Source organism: Bacillus thuringiensis (assembly GCF_022095615.2).
Classification (GTDB): Bacteria; Bacillota; Bacilli; order Bacillales; family Bacillaceae_G; genus Bacillus_A; species Bacillus_A cereus_AG.
This window is the reverse complement of sequence record NZ_CP155559.1, coordinates 380,949-402,231: the sequence shown is the minus strand read 5'-3', so window position 1 is coordinate 402,231 and position 21,283 is coordinate 380,949. Positions and strand designations below refer to the sequence as shown.

Genomic DNA, 21,283 nt, shown 5'->3' with positions numbered 1-21,283 from the left:
CTAAGATGGCTTGCTTTTTTACTGCAACATATATCTATGTTTACTGATTTATTTTTTTAATACTCTCTTCTTCCTCTATATGATCCTCACGATATGAAATATTATGCGGATCTAGTCCATTCCCTAAAGATCCATAGAAATGCTCTCTATGCGGATCTACTAATTCACTTCCTTGATAATACACACGTGGTGTATTCCATAGCGCTGCCAAAGCTTTTGTCATTGGCATCTCATGATAGCGTTCCGGCCACATTTCTTTAATTTTCTCTTTTACTAACGGATAGTATTTAGAGCTCATAGCAGGGAACAAATGGTGTTCTGTATGATATGAGAAATTGAAATGTAAAACGTCTACCCAGCGCGGCACTGTTACTGATAAACAGTTTGCTAACGGATCATTTACTGGAACAATTGGATTTAAGCGGTGATTTGTTGCGATATATGCCATTACAATAAAGTTAGCAATTAACAACGGAATTACATATGCAAATAACCATTTTCCAGGTCCCATAATAAACAATAGACTAATCCAAACAGTCCAAGGCAAAAGAAGTTGAAGCCATACAGATTTTTGATTGGATGACTTAAATTCCTTTATAAAATGAAAGAACATTCGAGTCGAATGTAACGTAAATTGAATGGTTAGTGACAGAAAACTAAAGAATGAACGAACATGAAGAGGCATGCGATATACCCAGCTTAAAAACTTACTCTTTTTCAGTTTCTCAAGTGTCGGCCATGCATCTGGATCATTCTCTTCATGTTGCGTATGAACATGATGCGTTGCATTATGCCACTTTCTCCAAAGTTTAGGGCCTGTTGATAATGGCATAAATGCAATCGCGCCTAAAAAATCACGTAGCCATGCCTTTCTTACAACAGTTCCATGTAAAATTTCATGTCCTAAAAACCCAAGTGAAGCAAAACATAATCCAAGAACAATCGCAATTCCTAGATTCGCCCACACATTCAATTCAAATACACCAATCGATATTAACCCCGCCAATGCCACAAGCAAATAAGCCAGTCCACCAAATAAACGAGTAGGAACTGGTTTAAACGCTTTTTTCGGCAAATGTGGTGATACACGTGCTGCATACCACCCAAACGTATGAAGCTCCTTCATCCTTTTGCCCCTTTCTTATGCCGCGCCTTGCGCAACTTACATATATCAATTCTTGCTTCCAGATTGATTTTACTAGGTGATTCAAAAAGCATCTATTATAAGGAAAATATACTCACTCTATCGTCACTTATTTTTTCGCTTTTATTATCAATGAAAAACATTTCTCTTTTTACTCTCTATCAACCTTTCCACATGATGAATCATATCAATAGAATTTCTATATTGTCAACAACTTTTATGACCTAGTAATAAAAATTGGTTATATTTTTATAATCATACTCTATTTCACTAAAGAAAAAACATAGATTTTATAAGGTTTCACCCATTATGCATATACGTACCTTGACATGCTATAGACTCTATCTTGTTCAAGAATTCTCGGTGTAAATGACAAATACACTCACCTAAATCTAGCTTTACACAATCTCTACCTCTTCATACCGACAATATTTAATAATTATATTAAAATAATTTTATCTTTCTTTTAACAAAATAGACTCCTTCTAAAAAAGCACACATGAATTTCATATAATATGGAAATATTAAAAGGAAAATTGTTCTAAAATCAGGAGGTTTCCACAATGACAAGTGATACATTTCCACAACTACCACTATCTTATTGGATTGAATCTACTCAGTTTCCTACTTTCCCTCGTTTATCCGAAAATATAAAGACCAAAGTTGCTGTTATCGGTGCTGGTATTACAGGTATTACTACTGCCTATTTACTTGCAAAAGAAGGCATCGATGTTGTGTTAATTGATTCTGGTCTTATTTTAAATGGAACGACTGGGCATACAACAGCAAAGGTAACAGCGCAACATGATCTTATTTATGACGAATTAATAAATCATTTCGGTGTGGAAAAGGCCGGGCTTTACTATGAATCAAATAATCATGCTCTAAAATTTATTAATAAAACTGTGCAAACATATAAAATCGACTGTAATTTCTCAAATGAAGATTCATATTTATATACAACTACTGATAATGGATTAAGAAATTTATCGAAAGAATATGAAGCCTATCAAAAATTAAATATACCTTGTGACTATGTTCAATCTCTATCGATTCCGATTCCAGTGCAATCTGCACTTATCATGAAAAATCAAGCACAATTCCATCCCCTCCTTTATTTGAAAACACTTCTAGAAAAGTTTGTGGAGATGGGTGGAAAAGTTTACGAACAAACAACAGCTATGGATGTGGAAAAGGGGGATTCTCCACAAGTCATTACAAAGGAGGGCCATCGCATCACTTGTAAATATGTTGTCTCTTGCTCGCATTTTCCTTTTTATGATGCAAATAGCTTTTTCTTTACGCGAATGTATGCTGAACGCTCTTATGCTCTTGCAATCAAAGCAAAAACAGATTATCCAGGTGGCATGTATTTAAGTATTGATGACCCAAAACGCTCCTTACGCTATACAACAAACAATGGGGAAAAATTAATTTTAATTGGCGGAGAAAGTCATAAAACAGGACAAGGAATAAATACAATGCTTCATTATGAAGCTCTGTTTTCTTTTGCGGAAGCAACATTTGGAATAGATGAAGTTCCCTATAGATGGTCAGCACAAGATTTAATTACGCTAGATAAGCTTCCTTATATTGGACATATTAACGAAAGGAATCCAAATATATTTGTTGCAACTGGATATCGTAAATGGGGAATGACAACTGGAACTGCTGCCGCTCATTTACTGAAGGACTCCATTCTAAAAGTCCACAGTCCATATAAAGAACTGTATGCACCATCACGCTTCCATGCAAATACAGATATAAAAACGTTCCTCTCTCAGAACATTGATGTTGCGAAACATTTAATTGAAGGAAAGATGGAAACCGCATTACGTCAACCAGAAGACCTCGAAATTGGTGAAGGATCTGTCGTGCATGTTAACGGGAAACGAGCAGGTGCTTATAAGGACAAAGATGGAAAATTACATATTGTCGATACAACTTGTACACATCTCGGCTGCGAAGTTGAATGGAATAATGGCGATTGTACTTGGGACTGCCCTTGCCACGGTTCCCGCTTTTCAATTGAGGGAGATGTTCTGGAAGGTCCAGCAGATCAACCGTTAAAACGAGTTAATAATGAGTAAACAAATAAAGAAGTTCAACAGGATTCCTGTTGAACTTCTTTATTTGTTATAAAACCTTTTCAGATAAACTTCGACATAAGAAGGGAAATATTAACATCAAATGAAATAATATATTTATCTATAAATAAAAGGAGGGAATACTATGCAACCTTCAGCTCCACCTCATCTAGAATCTACAGAAACTATCTTTTCAAGCTCTATTACAAAACTTGTTGTTTTTATTTGTTGGCTAGCCATTCTAGCTGATGGATATGATTTAGGTATTTACGGTGCCGTTCTGCCAAAGCTCCTAGAAGACAAAAGTTGGGCACTTTCACCAGCACACGCTGGTACAATTGCTAGCTATGCTTTATTTGGGATGTTTATTGGCGCTATTCTAGTTGGAACCATTACAGATCTAATTGGGCGAAAATGGACGCTTATATGCTGTTTAGCACTTTTTTCTATCACAATGGGTCTTGCTGCACTTGCTCCTTCCCCTGAATTATTTGGTTTATCTCGATTTATCGGAGGAATCGGATTAGGCGGTGTTATTCCAACAGCTTCAGCACTTACTGTTGAATATTCACCCAAAAAGCGACAATCTTTTATTTATGCTCTTATGTTTACTGGCTATCCTTTAGGTATCGTGTTAGGTGCTATTTTGTCTATGTTTATGTTAGAAGATTTCGGATGGAGAATTATGTTTGGCATCGGAATGGTTCCGCTACTCCTCATTCCTTTCATCATTCGTTATTTACCTGAATCCATTCAATTTTTATTATCACGTAATCGCCAAGAAGAAGTGGACCAAATTCTTAATCGTTTCCAAATTGAATTTAATGCAAAAGAGGAAACTCATCAAGCCCCCTCTAATATACGAAAGAAAAATGGGTTTCTTACGTTATTCTCAAAAGAATACATAAAAGCAACACTGCTTTTTTGGATCACTTATATAATGGGAATGTTTTTAATATACGGTTTAAATACTTGGTTACCTCAAATGATGCGCCAAGCAGGATACCCTCTTGGATCTAGTTTATCATTTTTACTTATGCTAAATATTACTGCCGCTATCGGGGCATTATTTGCTGGAGCAATCGCAGATCGTATAGGAGCTAAAATTGTTATTAGCATCTCCTATCTTATGGCAGCCATATGTATTGGACTATTAACAATTAAACCATCTGTTACAATCATTTATCTTTTAATCGGTCTTGCTGGAATTGGATCAGTCGGTATTACTCAAATATTAAATGCATATGTAACACAATATTTCCCATCCCATATCCGAGCTACTTCCTTAGGCTGGGGACTTGGACTCGGCCGAGTTGGTGCAATTGCTGGCCCTATTCTTGTCGGTATCATTATGACAATGCAATATGACTTAGCATGGAATTTTTACTTATTCTCATTCGCAGGTCTTCTCGCAGCTATATCTGTTTTCTTTATTCCTACAAAATGAAAAAGAGCACAAACTCACTTGTGCTCTTTTTCATATACTGCAAACAACATATCTCGAAACAATGTATTTAAACTCTCAATATCGATTCCTGATCCCTTTTCAATTCCTTTTACATATTGCTGATAGTAATGAATTTGATCTTCTAAAAATTGATTCAACACCTCAATTTTTAATCCAATATCTAATTCAGTACCTGCCTTTTTCTTTATTAACAACTGTTCAATTTCAGCTAATACACTACGTTCTAATGATAATTCTGTAATCAATCGATCGAATTCTACAGGAGGCAGAGTTGTTTTCTCCTCTAACCACTTACAAGCTAAAATAGGACGTAATACATAAAAGTACTTTTTCAATTTTACATTCTCACCTTGCAAAAATTCACGATAATTTTTTGAAGCCATATGTAAGTAATGATATATCGTTGCTTTTGGATCAAAATGCTTTTCACTCATTTGCTGAAGCTGTTCTGGAAAATTAGAGTTTTTCGAATAAAAAATCGGTGATCGAATCCATTCAAGTAAAGCTGGGTTTGACTTTGCGAATAGTTGTAACGCTTTTTTAATATCCCAGCCGCTTATATCTAAATCATCACTAATCGGATACTCAATTACATCTCGTTTATCATGAATTGATAAATACCATTCTACCGGATGCATATAAACGAATCTAACATCATAATCACTATCTTTCGATGGAAAGCCCCAAGCACGACTCCCTGATTCCACTGCAAATAAAATTTTCACTTCATTCTCTTTTTCAATTCTTTCTAACTCCAACCTAATTTTCTCTCTCATTTCATACCCTCTCCATCTTTTGATTATTTCCTTGGAAATTCGACAAATATACCACTAAGTTTACTACATACTAAAATAGCTGTCAGAAAACTCCCGACAGCCTGCCAAAAAACTTATTTTTTACTTGTTCTTTTCTGTTACACTAACCGCAATTCGTTCAAACTCTTTTTGAATCTCCTCTTTATATGCGTCTACTCTTGAAAAATCCATAGCAGCAATATAAATTCGTTCTAATTTATCACGAACTGATTTCGCTTTCGCTAAGAAAGACATCGCCTCATTCATTTTTGCTTTATATTGAATCGACACGTCGCGAATTTCTGTCGCATACTTCTCATCTGTCCCTGGTGTCACGATAAGGGCATACATATCTATAATCTCATCACCTTCGCGGCTCGGAAAATATTCATGTGGTGCGGTGCTATCAAAAATTGCAAACCCTAATTCTCTTACAATCACCATATCAAGGCTATTCGGATCAAATCCACAATGATATACTTCAACTTCAAATCCTTTTTCTTCTGCTGCCTTAGCTAATTTTTTGAGCATTGTTGATTTCCCAGAGCCTGGGCGTCCTTTTATAAAATAACGATGTGGTAATCCTTCTGTTAAATTAGGAACAAAATCAACTGCTCCTTTCGGTGTAGCTGCTCCTAAAAAACGATGTTTCACAAGCGATTGTTTCCCGCCTTTATCTGTAAATAACTTCTGAATCAGCTGATCGGTTAGTACATTTGCTTTATTAAAATCAATATTATTAATATATATTTTCTCCCACTCATCATGTATAATTAGCGCCTCGTTAAAACAAGCGTAAGCAGTTTGAAAAGCTTTACTTGCTTCTGAAACAAATCGTTCAATTTCCACCTTATGCTTTCTTAATTTATCTGAGTCCCAAGCAACCCCTAAATTAATATACTCCTCAACAACTCCTGGCATTTTCGGTTCAATAACATGCGGTGATGTTCCATCAACAATTCCTACTTTTAACTTCGGAATAATTACACCATCAACTGATTTGTTATCAGAAGAACAGTGTAAAAATTCAATATCATATCCTTTTTCAACCCATTCGCGACCTATTGCCTTAATTAAAGAAGATTTCCCGGTTCCAGGACCACCCTTTAAAATAAATAACCTGTTTAGTCCTTTTAAGTTCTCTTCGTATAAATTATGAAACCCTCTAGCTGTATTTCCACCAGCATAATAATTCAATACATTCCCTGTCACTGCACTCACTCCTTCGCAGCATTCTATTTACATAAGCTACAATATGCGAGCAACTTTATTTGGGTGAATACCTATTTTGTATTGCACGAAAAAAGGAAATGAATTACAATTTAAATACAGTGAATATTCAGAACTAAAAACTTAATATGTCTTTATCAAGAGAGGCAGAGGGACCGGCCCTTTGACGCCCAGCAACCTCAGTTTATAAAAACTGAATAGGTGCTAATTCCTGCAAAATGCATTGCATTTTGAAAGATAAAACGTAACTATTGTGTGCAAAACTCATCTTTCTTGATTATGAAAGGTGAGTTTTTTTATTTCAAAACATATATTGGAGGTATTTAAAGTGAAAGTAATTGACCTATCACAAACATTTGAAAACAACATGTCCCAATTCCCTGGAACACCAAAAATCAATTTAGGAGCCATTACAAGCGTTGAAGAGGCAGGCTATCAAGTTACAGACTTTCATTCTGTTGTTCATGTTGGCACACATTGTGATGCTCCTGCTCATTTCATTTCAGGTGCAACGACTATTGATCAATTACCCCTAAATCAATTTGTAGGCGACGCTGTTCTTATTGATGTAACTCATGTAAAAGAACGAAAACTACCTAGAGAAGTATTACACAACGCTGACATAAAAGAAGGGGATATTGTCATTTTCCATTCCAATCTATCTACTAAATGGAACACAGAAGCATATGAGAAAGAAGCTTTTTATCTTTCTGAAGAATTAGCTGAAGAACTAGTTCAATTAAAAGTAAAATCTGTCGGTTTAGATTTCATCTCTCCTGATGAGGTAACAACAGAAACATCACCGATTCATCACATACTACTTGGGAATAATATTTATTTAATCGAAAACTTAACAAACTTAGATGCCATTAATACGAAACGTTTCTTTTTCTCAGCGGCACCTTTAAAAATTAAAGATAGCGACGGTGCTTTTGCAAGGGCATTCGCTGTAATTTTTTAAACAAACTATACAAAAAAGCAAAGATCATTTATTGACCTTTGCTTCTATTTTTTCTATTTAAACTAAGAAAGAATTGCTCAACACGAGGACGTAACCAAGCTAAATAATCTTTCTCTTTCTTCTTTGTACATGCTATTTCTTCCCCATCTACCATTTCGACAAGCTCTAGCTCTAACAATTGCCTCGTAAATGCTAACATATTTATTTCTTCGACCGGATACTCTTCTTTTAATTTCTCCTCAATTTCCCCCAATGAAAAACCGTCACGCATCATTGCCAATGCATCAATCCAAAGTGGCGGCATTTCATATTTTTCTCCTGTAATTGTATCTTTTACAATATAATTATTTTGCTCTTTTCGAAATTGAATCGTGTGTAAACGTACAGTCGAATTTAATGTTAATTCCATCATACCACCTCTTTCATCATATCTGCATAGAAAAAAGGATGCGTGTGCACCCCTACTACCGAACCGTAACATGAATAATAAATCTCATGTCGATATTTTCCTCCATTATAAACGAAGTGTTTTATAAAAAAAACCCTTCTTGAAACATTTTATAAAATGTTTATATTTACGCAACAAGAACACTTTTCTGAAAAATATTTTCTCTAGCACATGATACTGTTGGTAAAAAAATCTCCACTTTCGTTCCTATTCCCACATTACTTTGAATTGCGATACTTCCTTGATGTTCCTTAATAAGTTTCTATGTAATCATTAATCCAAGTCCCGTACCATTCTCCTTTGTTGTGTAAAAAGCCTTTCCAATCTTCTCTAACTTCTCCTTCTCTATAACCAAAGCCTTGGTCTTCAACAGAAATACATAAATGCCCTTCAGTTTTTTGATATGTACAGATATGAATATCTCCACCTTCTGGCATTGATTCTATTCCGTTTTTAATAATATTTAATAACACTTGTTTTAATTGTTTATCATCACTATTTATAACCGGTAGATTCCCATCTACTTGCAAATGAAATCTCACTCTATATTGCGCTGCATAACTTTCCATTAGCTGTACAACATATAAAAGGATTTCCTGTATATTACACCATTCATAATTCGTTGGTTTCGGTTTTCCTAGCAAATCCGTTAATTTTTTTAAATACTTTTAAAGCTTCTCTTTTCTCATAAATTAAGTTTTTAAATTTGTTCATATAAATACTCCTCATGATCCATACAAAAACTCTACATATTATCTCATTAAATTATAAGTATGAAATTACTTTCAGAACAATATGTAACCTTATAACGCGAAAAGGAAGGAAATTTCCCCCTCCCTTTTCGTCACAACTTATATCCATCTTACCCGATCATGTAGCAATCCATCCGTAAAATCATTTTCCCCCACCACAAAATCCTTCATATATAAATTCAAATATTCTCCGTACTTACTTTCTGTATTTAATAATAATTCCTCTACATAATAGGCACCTTGTTTAAAGTTATCGAACAGTAAACTACACAAGCCAGCATAAATTCCACATCCTACTTGGAAGTAAGTCGCATTCGTTTTATATTTATGAAAAACTTGGCTACTATTCATCACATTATACATATATGTCTCCCTATTTTCATAAACGAGTAATACACCGACTAGATCCTCGCCCGCAATCTCTTCTTCGGCTGGATTAAATACTTTACGATTCCAGTTCCATAGTTCTTCTACCTTATCTAAATTCTGTCTAATTATATTTGTTGTATACTCGTTAATTCGGTAAAGAAACCCAACTTCCATATTAAAGTTTTTCCCTAAAATTAAAACTTCCTCATGTGGCATTAAACAACCATAAAACTCTTTCTCTCCCAACTTTACTTTATACTCTGAAGCATATACATCTTCATAAAAGTAAAGAGGACGATGATGACTCATATACATCGGATAACTCCATATCGCTTCATCTAGAAATCGCTCTACTGCCCATGAAGCATAAAGTGTATCAGGCTTTATAAGTGCTGTATCATTCAAAAATGACGTATCATGTTCTACTATATAGCATGCTCTTGGCTTTTCATTCGGGCGTTCCTTCATAAGTTCAACAACCATCCATTGAACAACACCTGGATTCATACCTGAGCCTATAATTGCTTTTGTATTTGTAAATTTCTCTTTTTCCTTCTCAAATCTCGTATATCTTTCCGTAAGCTGAAAACCGATTAAACTATCGTCCTGATCTACTGCCTCATTTTCCAAAGCTGAATTAATATAACAAATTCCAAGTTCATTACAACAGCTTAACACTCTGATCGTATCTGCCCCCGAAACATCAATAACAACACTCGTGCTTTTTTCTTTCAAATGTTGTTTGAATTTCACTACATCTTGAAGATCAATTTCATATAAAAACAATTGATCTTTCAAATTTGGAAACAACTCATCGTAATAAGTCCTATCTTTTTGTTTTATATCAACCAAATGAAATTGAACATTCTTTATCGTTTCATAAATCAGGTCTTTTTCATTTACTATCGCTTGATTTAAAATTGCTAAAACTGCTTTTGCTGCTCCACCAGCACTACCAAGTAATGTAATCGATAACGAATTTGAAAACTGTTCCACCAACAAAACCCCTTTAATATAGTAGTTGAACAGTTCTCCCTCCAAAAAATAAATTGAATATATCAAAAGATAGCTCGTACATATTTTTTATCCCGCTATTTGCTGGGCAGTAAGACCCAAAACTCAAAATCCAGCGAAAGCAAAAAAGTTAGGCAAAGGATCAACTGCCCGTAAAAACCCTATCGGTGAGAGATGCCCCCCACTGATTAAAGTTTCATTTTATAATTTTGCACAAGATTAGCTCTTCATAGATACAACTAACACAATTATATTCAATTCATTTTTCCCCTCACATCCAAATCAAACTAAATAAATAGGCTCGACCTTTTCTTTTGCATATATAAAAGAAAAAGCCAGCCTTTCAACTAGTCTACTCTACGGACAATGGACAGATTTTACATGTTGAATATTTACATACATTTTTGCATCACGTGCTTTTAATATTTCAATATGCCCCTCATCAATCTTCGCCATCTTTCCGATTTTATTAGATTCCTCACCTAAATCGAACACCATAATTTTCCCAGCCATTTTAATAAGCTGTTCTTCAAACGTTCTAGCTAACGTAATATTTAGCGGATTCACGGGGAGTTCATTTTTATTGAGGGCATAAGGAACTTGATTTTCTTTATACGGAATTAACCATTTTAAATGCTTTAAAGATATATATACTGTTTTATAAACTGGACTATAAAAAACAATATAATCGTTCATTACACTTGTAACATAACCATGTATTGGAGCATTTCCTGCTACATAAACTTCTGTAAAAATTCCTTTAGAAGTACTTAATACTTTTCTCAAAGAAATGGAAGGTGATTCTCTCTTAATTACAGAATCAACATCTGGTTTTGATATTTCTTCATCATATGGTCTTAAAAATTTATAATATTGTACATGGTATAAAGATATATATACGTAGTCTTGTCCATTGTAAAGAACAACAATATCATTCCCTACGTCTATTAATACACCTTTAAACCTTTTTTCACCGATTAATTTAATATATATATTTTCTCCAATACTTTTGTTTAACTCATTCATCTATATCCTCCTTCCTATGAATTTCAACTTTACTATCTTCCATTTTAAAAAAATAATCAGGGCAATGTTCTGTCTTAATAGTAAGTAATTCCTTTTCATACTATCGAAATAAGAAATTGTTCTTCTCTTTCCCTCATAATGCCCCTCTTATTTATTAAACATTATTCATCTTCATTCTTTTTACATTTCACTACTTGACTCACACTCTTAATATGATAATTAATGATATAAATGACTTCATCACCGTTTACTAGCGTAATACATTCTTCATGCACTTCACTTAATAAACCTTCCACACACTCTGGGCCGCCACGATTAATCTTTACCCACTTATACTTCAAGTCACGTAATACATCGACAAAAGTATCATCATCAGAGCAGAAACATGAAACATAGCAATCGCCACATTTACTTTCTTTCACTTTCTTAACTAGACTCTTCACGTGCTTCAATTGGTAATATACTAATTCACCAAGAGGAAGTTGTAATGTGAGGTAATCTCTTCCTAACGATACAAGTACCCCCACTCGACTCTCTGGTCCACGCAGATTTACTTTCACAGTCTCACCGACTAAGCACTTAATTTGCTCACAACATAATACACTCTCCAAATTTATATCCTCCTTTCTTATTATCTTCCTCTACTTGATTGTCTTTGTGCGCGATCTCGACCTGAACAAGTGCTTTCACTATTACTTTCTTCGCTCTCTCCGCACTCTACTGTGACACTCTTAATATGGGATACTGCAACTAATATAACTTCTTCTTTTACAATTAATGTCACGAATTCACAAGAAACATCTTGTAAAATACCTTCAACTTTCTCTGGACCACCACGATTAATTTTCACCCAGCGATATTTGAAGCTTTGAAGTAGCTTTTCAAAGTCATCTTCACATTCACATTCAAACCATCCGCAATCATCTGCTTTACAATCTTTCGCATTTTTTGTAACACTTTTCAGATGACGAATCTGATAGTAATAGAGCTCTCCTTTTTCATTCTTCAATACAAAGTAATCTGAACATACTGCGACTATTGTCCCTTTTTGAGATTCTGGACCACCCCTGTTTACTCTTACAAAAGATCCAATTAAATCTTTCAGAAAATCACAATGAAATAAACTCACGAGAAAACCCCTTCCATTAATTTATAAGCTTTTGCACTGATAGTATATGTATCTGTACAGGTTACGTTCTCTATGTTTGTCCTAGCTAGAAAAAAATATGCTTTTAACATGGTAGACTATTACCTATCAAACTCCCGAAAAACCCTAAATTCCCCTTAAAGTTTTGATATTTTGAGACAAAAAAATCCCGTATGAAGATACATTTCTGCATATCTTCATACGGGATTTCCTATAGTTTAATCTTCGTCTTTAACATCCATATCTTCTGGAATTGGTTCGTTCAATATTTCTTCCACTAATTGCTTATATTTCTCCATTTGTTCTAAATGTGTATTGAATTGTTCTTTATTTAATAAATATTGCTCTCCATCGAATAGAGCACGAATTTGCTTTTTCTGAATTAGCTCTTCAATATACGACTTTGGTAAATTCAAATACTCCGCAGCTTCTTCTACTGTTATATACAACGCGTTCATTCCTTTATTGTTTTTTCCTATATACTGTATCTTACTTTATTTTTGTAAACAAATAAAAAAGATTTTGTAAATGCAATTTAAAAAGAAGGTGGATGCATTCCATATATTGTATAATAATATAGTAAGGATTTTTTAAATATAGAATGGTATTACCCATTTACACAAAGGAGAGTTAACATATGGCTACTCGTCACATCATTACAATGTTAGAAAAAACATTACAGGTTGAAACAGAAAACACAATTTCTCATTTAACTACATCTTTATCTGATCGTATTCTTTCTCAAAGCTCAGTAATACATGAAAACAATTGTTACCATACAATTGGGGAATGGTACAAAAATCATTTTTTATTCCAACAAGATGATTTCCTTTGGGCTAAATACGCTTTCTATGATGCATATTGTGAAGCTATAAAGGGACAAGGACATCTTACAAAACGCGTCCGTCAAATATTAGAATCATTAGCTCGAATGCATGGAAAACAGTACATTGCGTCTATATTAAATATGCCATTTCCTAACGAACGAGCTAAAGGGACAGCATAATGTAATACTGTTCTGCGTCAGCAAAACATAGATTCATTGTTTTCTAGGAAGATTTACAAATAAAACGTTCATATTACATGAACTGATGAAACCGGTGTCATTATAATGATTGAAAATATAGTAAACAGGAAAACCCCCATTTGCCTCTCTTATCACTCGAATAGAGAAGTAAATGGGGGTATACTTGTTTTTTTATTATTTCATCATCTGCTTGATCAATTCACGATTTCTCTTCTTAAATACTTCATTATGCGACGAAACCATTCCATACTCACTTGCATCTGGTTGAATAAATTGTTTCGCTTTATTTACAGCATTTCCAGCATCTTGGAACGCTCCTGCAATTAAATGTAATTTCCCTTCATGCTTTAAAATATCTCCCGCAGCATATAATCCATCTACAGAGGACTCACTATTCGCATTCCCTGCAATAAAGTAATTATCTACAATTGCGACATCTAGCTCACTATTTTCCAATAATGTAATGTCACGTTCATATCCATGATTAATAATAACTTCTTCGATAGATAACTGAGAAATCTCTCCCGTTTCATGGTTTGTTAATTCTACATATTCAATCGCTTCATGGTTATCACCAGCAATTAATTTTGTAATCGATGTATTAAAGAAACATTTTGCTGAACTATTCATAAGTTGTTTTACTTGTGCTTCGTGACCAGATAATTCTTCTTTTCTATATGTTAAGTACACTTTTTTCGCGATTGGTTCTAATTCATTTGCCCAATCAATTGCAGAGTTCCCTCCACCTGAAATAATTACCGTTTTATCTTTGAAACGTTTTAACGATTTAACTGTATAATTTAAATTCGAGACTTCAAATCTCTCCGCACCTTCAATCGACAACTTTTGTGGATTCAATATACCACTCCCAGTTGCGACGATCACTGTTTTTGAAAAATGTTCTTCCCCAGAGCTTGTTTTTAATGTAAAAATCCCATCTTGATTACGAATAATTGATTCTATTTTTGTATTCAATACAACTTCTGGCTGGAATGTTAATCCTTGTTGCACAAGTTGCTCAATTAATTTCTCACCAGTAACTGGTAACAATCCGCCAATATCCCAAATCATTTTTTCTGGATAAACATGTATTTTACCACCTAACTGTGGTTGAAATTCTATTATTTTCGTTTTCATCTCTCTTAGTCCACTATAAAAAGCTGAATAAAGCCCTGCAGGTCCTCCGCCTATCACAGTTACATCAAACAATTCTTCTTGATTCATTCGTGTCACTCCTCAGCTACTAATAATTGATTATCATTCTCAATAAAATATAACTTGTTTTTATAAATTTTACAATCAAAATCACTATTGACAATACACCTATATAAAATTATAGTATTTAAAGAATCAATAGTGATAATCATTATCATTTTGTTAATAATTAGCAAATTTGAGATTACATCTTCTTTCACTAATATGGTTAATACTATATTGTAAAATCTCATATTCAAGATTTTTAATACGTATTTTGCATTACCACTACTCTTTCAAACAGATTGCAGTTAAACAAATTATTGTATACACATATCATCTATGTTAAAGGAGAAAGACGATGAAAAAGTTATTTATTTCACTAACAGTTCTTTTCGTTCTTGTTATGAGTGCTTGTAGCAATGGCTCTACAGACAAAAAGAACGATGCAAAAGGTAGTAAATCAGAAACAATTACATACCAATCTGAAAATGGTAAAGTAGAAGTTCCTGCAAAGCCAAAACGCGTTGTTGTCTTATCATCATTCGCTGGTAATGTAATGTCATTAGATGTAAATCTTGTTGGGGTAGATTCATGGTCTAAGCAAAACCCACGTTTTGATAGCAAACTGAAAGATGTTGCTGAAGTATCAGATGAAAACGTTGAAAAAATCGCTGAGCTAAATCCAGATTTAATCATTGGTTTATCAAATATTAAAAATGTCGATAAGTTAAAGAAAATCGCTCCTACTGTAACATACACTTACGGAAAGGTTGATTACTTAACACAGCATTTAGAAATCGGTAAGTTATTAAACAAAGAAAAAGAAGCAAAAACTTGGGTTGATGACTTCAAGAAACGTGCACAAGACGCTGGTAAAGAAATTAAAGCAAAAATCGGTGAAGATGCAACAGTTTCTGTTGTAGAAAACTTCAACAAACAGCTTTATGTATACGGCGAAAACTGGGGCCGTGGAACAGAAATTCTATACCAAGAAATGAAATTAAAAATGCCTGAAAAAGTAAAAGAAAAAGCATTAAAAGAAGGTTACTACGCATTATCTACTGAGGTATTACCTGAGTTTGCTGGTGATTACTTAATCGTAAGTAAAAACAAAGATACTGATAACTCATTCCAAGAGACAGAATCATATAAAAACATCCCAGCAGTAAAAAATAATCGCGTATACGAAGCAAACATGATGGAATTCTATTTCAATGATCCACTTACATTAGATTTCCAACTAGACTTCTTCAAGAAGAGCTTTCTTGGTAAATAATACAAACATGAGGAATTCTTAAATTAAGAATTCCTCTTCCTTTATTCTATGAACAGAAAAGATGTGAAACGAATGACAAAAGATCACGACAATCCACGTTCTATAGCTTTTACATACAAACTCATTTTGAGCATAATTGCATTCTTTCTTATTTTTATGGTGGCAATGGTGGTAGGGGCTGCGGATACTTCAATCAAAGATGTATGGTTGGCACTCACTTCTTCTGCTAAAGGGGACAAAATATCTATTATTCGAGAAATTCGTTTACCACGTGAAGTAGCTGCTATTTTTGTAGGAGCTGGACTAGCCGTTTCTGGAGCCATTATGCAAGGTTTAACACGAAATCCACTTGCTGATCCTGGATTACTGGGGCTAACTGGTGGCGCAAATGCTGCGCTCGCGTTAACGCTGGCTTTCAATCCTTCCATCAGCTATCTTTACTTAACATTTGCTTGCTTTATCGGTGCTGCAATTGGCGCACTTATGGTATTTGGCATTGGCATGGTGAAAAAAGGCGGACTTTCTCCCCTTCGAATTGTATTAGCTGGTGCTGCCGTTTCAGCATTTCTACTTGCAATTTCAGAAGGCGTCGGCATTTACTTTAAAATTTCACAAGATGTATCACTTTGGACTGCTGGAGGCGTAATTGGAACGACTTGGAGCCAATTGAAAATTATTATTCCAGTCATTTCAGTAAGTATATTTATCGCTATCTTATTTGCAAGAAAATTGACAGTCCTTAGTTTCAGTGAAGAAGTTGCTGTTGGACTTGGTCAAAAAATTATTGTCATTAAAACCATTTTATTTATCATTATCATCTTACTTGCTGGTGCTTCTGTAGCGCTTGTTGGGAACATGGCATTTATCGGATTAATGATCCCTCACATGGTACGTCCAATTGTTGGGCCGGACTACCGTTTTGTCATACCGATGTCAGCAATTGCTGGTGCATCCTTTATGCTACTTGCAGATACAATTGGACGTACAATTAATGCTCCGTACGAAACACCAGTTGCTGCTATTGTCGCAATTGTAGGATTACCATTCTTCCTATTCATTGTACGTAAAGGAGGAAAAACGTTCTCATGATGCCATCTATTTTAAGAAAACAACGTCTTATTATACTCGCTTTACTAATACTGACCATCACCACAATTGTAGTTGGAATGGGACTTGGTTCAGCATCTTTATCTTATGATCGACTACTCCCAACATTAATGGGACAAGGGACTTTTAAAGAGGAGTTTGTTTTATACTCTTTACGACTACCTAGAATTGTTATTACATTACTAGCTGGTATGGCTCTCGCTTTATCAGGTGCTATCCTACAAGGAATTACCCGAAATGATTTAGCGGAACCTGGTATTCTCGGAATCAACTCTGGGGCTGGTGTTGCTGTTGCTATTTTCTTTTTATACTTTCCAATAGATGTAGGTTCATTTCTTTACTTACTACCTGTCGTTGGATTTATCGGTGCTTTTCTTACAGCTGTTCTAATTTACGTATTTTCATATAGTAAATCAACAGGACTTCAGCCAATACGACTAACATTAACTGGTATCGGTTTTTCATTTGCACTATCTGGAATGATGATTGTCCTTATTTCATCCGCTGATCGTATGAAAGTGGACTTTATCGCTAAGTGGATCGCCGGAAACATTTGGGGCGATGATTGGGTCTTCATTTTCGCAATGCTACCATGGTTAATCGTATTAATTCCATTCGTTTTCTATAAAGCAAATCGATTAAACATTTTAGCATTAAACGAGCCAGTCGCAATCGGTATTGGAATTGAAATTGAAAAAGAACGCAGATACTTATTAGTTGCAGCCGTTGCACTTGCTGCTGCAGCTGTTTCTGTAACAGGAGGAATTAGCTTTATCGGACTAATGGCTCCTCACATCGCAAAATCTTTAGTGGGTCCAAGGCATCAAATCTTCATGCCTATCGCTGTTTTAATCGGTGGATGGCTATTACTATTAGCAGACACGATTGGACGAAATATCATTGAACCTAACGGCATCCCAGCAGGTATTGTCGTTGCTTTAATTGGTGCCCCTTACTTTATGTATTTGTTGCTTAAGAAGGCATAAGAAACACCCTCAAGATTTTTTCTTGAGGGTGTTTTTGTTTCATTCTACTGCTGCCCATACCCTTCAAACTTCTTCGCCAAATTCGCCATCTCATCTTCTGGCAATAGCTTCGGCTCTCCGACGCTTTTTGTTTGATAGTAAATTTGCGCACAAAACTCAATTTCTTCCGCAACAGTAAATGCCATTTTTATGCTATTTGCACCTGCAATTAAACCGTGGTTCGCAAGTAAAACAGCACGGCGATCAATCATTCCCTCGAAAGCAGCCTCTGCTAATTGCTCCGTACCGAATGTTTCATACGGTGCACAGCGTACATTCGGGCCTGCAAAAGCAATTAAATATGAAACGGCAGGAAGCTCCCATCCTAATGATGCAATCGTCTTCGCATAAGGTGAATGTGTATGTACAAGCGCATTTATATCTTCACGATTTCTATAATAAATAAGGTGCATATCGAGCTCGCTTGACGGTTTTCTCCCTCCCTCTACCACTTCACCATCTAAATTCAATATAACTACATCTTCAGGTTTTGTTTCATAATACTCTAAACCACTTGGGCTAATTGCAACAAGACCTTGCTCGCGATTGAAAATACTAATATTGCCGCCTGTCCCCTTTGTTAAACCGCTAGAGATCATTTTCTTTCCATACGCTACAATTTCTTCTCTTTCTTTTTGTAATAACATATACATCCCCCTAAGTATGAAGCTTATGATGACTGACTTTTTAAATCTATCTACTTATTGAAATAGCTTTTTTAAATTCTCCGTAAACGGTGCTTTTACAATCCCCTTTTCCGTAATAATCGCTGTTACATTTTCATATGGTGTGACATCAAATGCCGGATTATATACTTTACTTTCTTTCGGAGCTGAATATTGTCCGAAGCGATTAATTACTTCAGAAGCATCTCTTTCCTCAATCGGAATTTCTTTCCCTGTCGGTGTTTTCAAGTCAATTGTCGGCGTTGGTGCCGCTACATAAAACGGAATGTTGTAATATTTCGCTAGAATGGATACGCCTAATGTCCCAATTTTATTTGCTACATCACCGTTTGCTGCCACACGGTCGCATCCAACGATTACAGCATCAATTTTCCCTTGTGACATGACCATAGCTGCCATATTATCCGTAATGACAGTAACATCAATTCCCGCTCGCTGTAGTTCTAATGCTGTTAACGTTGAACCTTGCAACCTAGGGCGTGTTTCATCTGAGTAGATTTTTAAGTCCCATCCTTTTTCTTTCGCCAAGTACATTGGAGCTGTCGCAGTACCATACTTAGTCGTCGCTAACGCACCAGCATTACAGTGTGTTAATACTCCCATTCCATCATGGAATAATGTTAATGCATGTTCTCCAATTTGACGGTTAATTTCTTCATCTTCTCTATGAATCTCTTTTGCCTCTTCTAGTAATCTATCTTTCAAATGGGCTATTGATAAGTGTGCATTCTCTGTCGCGACTGCCTCCATTCTTTCAAGTGCCCAAAATAAGTTTACTGCTGTCGGTCTTGATGTTGCCAAATATGCACATACCTTTTTGACTTCCTCTATAAATTCTTCCACCGAGCTTTGAGTCACTTCCTTGACTCCTAAATACACACCATAAGCTGCTGAAACACCAATCGCTGGCGCTCCTCGTACTTTCATTACTTGAATGGCATCCCACACACTTTCGGCTGTTTTAAAAGATTCATAGACAACTTCATTCGGTAATAATGTTTGATCTAATAAAACTAAAGCATCTTCTTTCCACTGAATTGGTATTAATTGCTCTTCCATCATCTTCTCCCCCTACTTCACGTAGTGCATTGACTGTTCTTTTAACGTTTCTACAAAGCTTGTGCCTGTTTTATATTGATTCGCCTGTAAAATAAATTTCTTTGCTACTTGAAGACAAATGCGTTCTGCTCTAGCACGTGCTTCCTCATTCTCAATACAAGTAATATCTTTTACTTTCGCTAGTCCAACAATACGACGAATTAACTCAAGTCCCGTCACTGCAGCCGTATCCTCTAATACAGATTGTAAATATACTTCGCTAAAGCCTTCTTCCTTCGCCATAATCTCGGTCACATGAATATTCCAAGCGTCTAAAAACTTCTTCTTAAATAAATCAATTACCTCTACCATTGTCGATTGTAGCCAACCCATATACGTATCTTTTTCAGCTCCAGACGGCATGATTGCATCTGCATTCACCCAAGCAAACATTAAATTCGCCATTACATTCCCAACGTCATATCCCATCGGTCCATAAAAGGCAAACTCAGGATCAATAACCTTTGTAGAATCATTTTTCACAAAGACAGAACCAGTATGCAAATCACCGTGAATAAGCGCCTGTGTATTCGTCATAAAAGAAAACTTAAGTTTTGCTACTTCCATACGAAGCTCTTTATCACTATAAATATGCTCTCTAATCCATCCTTCACTTAACGGAAATAACTCGTTACGCTTATTATGATTTATAAATGGCTCAGCGTAGACGAGGTCTTCTGTAATTTCACATAACTGAGGATTTATATAATTTTTCACAAGTTCCTTCTTCTCTTTATGATTCATTACAACATCCGATGTTAATAGAAGAGTATTTACCATAAAAGTAGTTAAATCATCTGCAAGCTTTGGAAACATTTGATGATTTATAAGTGCTGTACGTAATATGGTGTGATCCGATAAATCTTCCATGACGCAACAATTCATCAAACTATCAAACAAATATACGTCTGGCACCAGTCCAGGTGCTAACTCACCCTCTAATCGTAAAACATCCGATTCTATACGTATTCGATTCGTCGACAACTTAAACTCATCTGAAATACGTGCTGTATCCCCAGCCTGCTTTACAATGATGGAAATGTTCTCCTTTTCATCCCAAACGCGGAACACATAATTTAAATTGCCATCACCTATTTCTTTACACTGTAACCCCTTTGCCTGTTCAAACTTAGGCACTTTCTCTTTCACATATGCAATCACATCGTTAGCTTCCATTAAAAAATACTTCGTGAACTTAGACATGGTTTCCCCTCCACACTAATTGTAAGCGTTTTCTAAAAGCTATAAAAAATAATAGGTTAAATTTTTTTCATCCTATATTATATCTTCTTCTTTTTGAAAGATATATCTAGGTTTTATTATATCTTGTTAAAAATGGGAGTCAATGCTTCTATTTTCTTAGTTTATCCTCTCTAAATAAAGGAAAATTTCAGTCCTACTGATAATTCATTTGCACCACTTCAATA

20 protein-coding genes, 1 pseudogene and 1 riboswitch are annotated in these 21,283 nt (G+C 35.1%); of the genes and pseudogenes, 7 read left to right on the top strand and 14 right to left on the bottom strand.

The window, feature by feature from the left end; genetic code table 11:
• Positions 1-40: 40 nt before the first annotated feature.
• Positions 41-1,126 carry a fatty acid desaturase family protein gene (locus tag KZZ19_RS02105; RefSeq protein ID WP_000661222.1) on the bottom strand — a complete coding sequence of 362 codons (1,086 nt, stop codon included), beginning with the start codon at positions 1,124-1,126 and terminating at the stop codon, positions 41-43.
• Positions 1,127-1,707: 581 nt separating this feature from the next.
• Between KZZ19_RS02105 and KZZ19_RS02100 the strand changes: the two genes are divergently transcribed.
• Both KZZ19_RS02100 and KZZ19_RS02095 read left to right on the top strand, forming a co-directional pair.
• Entirely contained in the window at positions 1,708-3,234 is a 1,527-nt protein-coding gene (locus tag KZZ19_RS02100) for an FAD-dependent oxidoreductase (protein WP_237981962.1), read from the top strand.
• A gap of 142 nt (positions 3,235-3,376) precedes the next feature.
• On the top strand, positions 3,377-4,678 hold the full coding sequence (locus KZZ19_RS02095) for an MFS transporter (RefSeq protein WP_237981961.1): 1,302 nt from the start codon (positions 3,377-3,379) through the stop codon (positions 4,676-4,678).
• A gap of 14 nt (positions 4,679-4,692) precedes the next feature.
• Here the strand turns inward: KZZ19_RS02095 and KZZ19_RS02090 are convergent, their stop codons facing one another.
• Together KZZ19_RS02090 and KZZ19_RS02085 are read right to left on the bottom strand one after the other, a co-directional pair.
• Positions 4,693-5,475 carry a nucleotidyltransferase domain-containing protein gene (locus KZZ19_RS02090; RefSeq protein ID WP_237981960.1) on the bottom strand — a complete coding sequence of 261 codons (783 nt, stop codon included), beginning with the start codon at positions 5,473-5,475 and terminating at the stop codon, positions 4,693-4,695.
• A gap of 120 nt (positions 5,476-5,595) precedes the next feature.
• Positions 5,596-6,705 carry a PRK06851 family protein gene (locus tag KZZ19_RS02085; protein ID WP_237981959.1) on the bottom strand — a complete coding sequence of 370 codons (1,110 nt, stop codon included), beginning with the start codon at positions 6,703-6,705 and terminating at the stop codon, positions 5,596-5,598.
• Positions 6,706-6,854: 149 nt separating this feature from the next.
• A riboswitch (SAM riboswitch) is annotated at positions 6,855-6,967 on the top strand.
• Positions 6,968-7,051: 84 nt separating this feature from the next.
• Between KZZ19_RS02085 and KZZ19_RS02080 the strand changes: the two genes are divergently transcribed.
• Complete coding sequence (locus tag KZZ19_RS02080) at positions 7,052-7,684, top strand: cyclase family protein (RefSeq protein ID WP_237981958.1); 633 nt, start codon at positions 7,052-7,054, stop codon at positions 7,682-7,684.
• Positions 7,685-7,712: 28 nt separating this feature from the next.
• Here KZZ19_RS02080 and KZZ19_RS02075 read toward each other — a convergent pair whose 3' ends face one another.
• From KZZ19_RS02075 to KZZ19_RS02045, 7 genes and pseudogenes are all read right to left on the bottom strand, one after another.
• Positions 7,713-8,093: a hypothetical protein gene (locus KZZ19_RS02075; RefSeq protein WP_237981957.1), complete on the bottom strand. Its 381-nt coding sequence runs from the start codon at positions 8,091-8,093 to the stop codon at positions 7,713-7,715.
• A gap of 166 nt (positions 8,094-8,259) precedes the next feature.
• Positions 8,260-8,776, bottom strand: a pseudogene (locus KZZ19_RS02070) (ATP-binding protein); the annotation flags it as partial.
• A 207-nt stretch (positions 8,777-8,983) separates the two neighbouring features.
• Entirely contained in the window at positions 8,984-10,249 is a 1,266-nt protein-coding gene (locus KZZ19_RS02065; RefSeq protein ID WP_237981956.1) for an S-adenosylmethionine decarboxylase related protein, read from the bottom strand.
• Between the two features lie 375 nt (positions 10,250-10,624).
• Positions 10,625-11,293, bottom strand: coding sequence for a DUF2642 domain-containing protein (locus tag KZZ19_RS02060; protein WP_088094965.1), 669 nt, complete (start codon positions 11,291-11,293; stop codon positions 10,625-10,627).
• Positions 11,294-11,454: 161 nt separating this feature from the next.
• A complete protein-coding gene (locus KZZ19_RS02055) occupies positions 11,455-11,904 on the bottom strand; it encodes a spore coat protein (protein ID WP_088094964.1) in 450 nt (149 codons plus the stop codon).
• A 20-nt stretch (positions 11,905-11,924) separates the two neighbouring features.
• On the bottom strand, positions 11,925-12,422 hold the full coding sequence (locus KZZ19_RS02050) for a spore coat protein (protein ID WP_088094963.1): 498 nt from the start codon (positions 12,420-12,422) through the stop codon (positions 11,925-11,927).
• A 236-nt stretch (positions 12,423-12,658) separates the two neighbouring features.
• The gene (locus KZZ19_RS02045; protein WP_237981955.1) at positions 12,659-12,898 is read right to left on the bottom strand and encodes a helix-turn-helix domain-containing protein; all 240 of its coding nucleotides are present in this window, start codon (positions 12,896-12,898) and stop codon (positions 12,659-12,661) included.
• Positions 12,899-13,077: 179 nt separating this feature from the next.
• Here KZZ19_RS02045 and KZZ19_RS02040 point away from each other — a divergent pair, with 179 nt between their 5' ends.
• Positions 13,078-13,446, top strand: coding sequence for a hypothetical protein (locus tag KZZ19_RS02040; protein WP_048541984.1), 369 nt, complete (start codon positions 13,078-13,080; stop codon positions 13,444-13,446).
• 195 nt (positions 13,447-13,641) lie between these two features.
• Here KZZ19_RS02040 and KZZ19_RS02035 read toward each other — a convergent pair whose 3' ends face one another.
• On the bottom strand, positions 13,642-14,691 hold the full coding sequence (locus tag KZZ19_RS02035; RefSeq protein ID WP_088094960.1) for an NAD(P)/FAD-dependent oxidoreductase: 1,050 nt from the start codon (positions 14,689-14,691) through the stop codon (positions 13,642-13,644).
• Between the two features lie 331 nt (positions 14,692-15,022).
• Between KZZ19_RS02035 and KZZ19_RS02030 the strand changes: the two genes are divergently transcribed.
• Genes KZZ19_RS02030 through KZZ19_RS02020 form a run of 3 tightly spaced genes read left to right on the top strand, consistent with a single transcriptional unit; the run spans position 15,023 to position 18,033 of the window.
• Entirely contained in the window at positions 15,023-15,940 is a 918-nt protein-coding gene (locus tag KZZ19_RS02030; RefSeq protein ID WP_237981953.1) for an iron-hydroxamate ABC transporter substrate-binding protein, read from the top strand.
• Positions 15,941-15,988: 48 nt separating this feature from the next.
• Positions 15,989-17,029, top strand: coding sequence for a FecCD family ABC transporter permease (locus KZZ19_RS02025; protein WP_237981952.1), 1,041 nt, complete (start codon positions 15,989-15,991; stop codon positions 17,027-17,029).
• Positions 17,026-18,033 carry a FecCD family ABC transporter permease gene (locus KZZ19_RS02020; protein ID WP_237981951.1) on the top strand — a complete coding sequence of 336 codons (1,008 nt, stop codon included), beginning with the start codon at positions 17,026-17,028 and terminating at the stop codon, positions 18,031-18,033. Before KZZ19_RS02025 ends, KZZ19_RS02020 begins: the two co-directional genes overlap by 4 nt.
• Positions 18,034-18,077: 44 nt before the next feature.
• Here KZZ19_RS02020 and KZZ19_RS02015 read toward each other — a convergent pair whose 3' ends face one another.
• Genes KZZ19_RS02015 through mtnK form a run of 3 tightly spaced genes read right to left on the bottom strand, consistent with a single transcriptional unit; the run spans position 18,078 to position 21,059 of the window.
• On the bottom strand, positions 18,078-18,719 hold the full coding sequence (locus KZZ19_RS02015) for an L-fuculose-phosphate aldolase (protein WP_237981950.1): 642 nt from the start codon (positions 18,717-18,719) through the stop codon (positions 18,078-18,080).
• 54 nt (positions 18,720-18,773) lie between these two features.
• The gene (gene mtnA, locus KZZ19_RS02010; protein ID WP_237981949.1) at positions 18,774-19,817 is read right to left on the bottom strand and encodes an S-methyl-5-thioribose-1-phosphate isomerase; all 1,044 of its coding nucleotides are present in this window, start codon (positions 19,815-19,817) and stop codon (positions 18,774-18,776) included.
• Positions 19,818-19,829: 12 nt separating this feature from the next.
• Positions 19,830-21,059 carry an S-methyl-5-thioribose kinase gene (gene mtnK / locus KZZ19_RS02005; protein ID WP_237981948.1) on the bottom strand — a complete coding sequence of 410 codons (1,230 nt, stop codon included), beginning with the start codon at positions 21,057-21,059 and terminating at the stop codon, positions 19,830-19,832.
• Between the last annotated feature and the right edge of the window lie 224 nt (positions 21,060-21,283).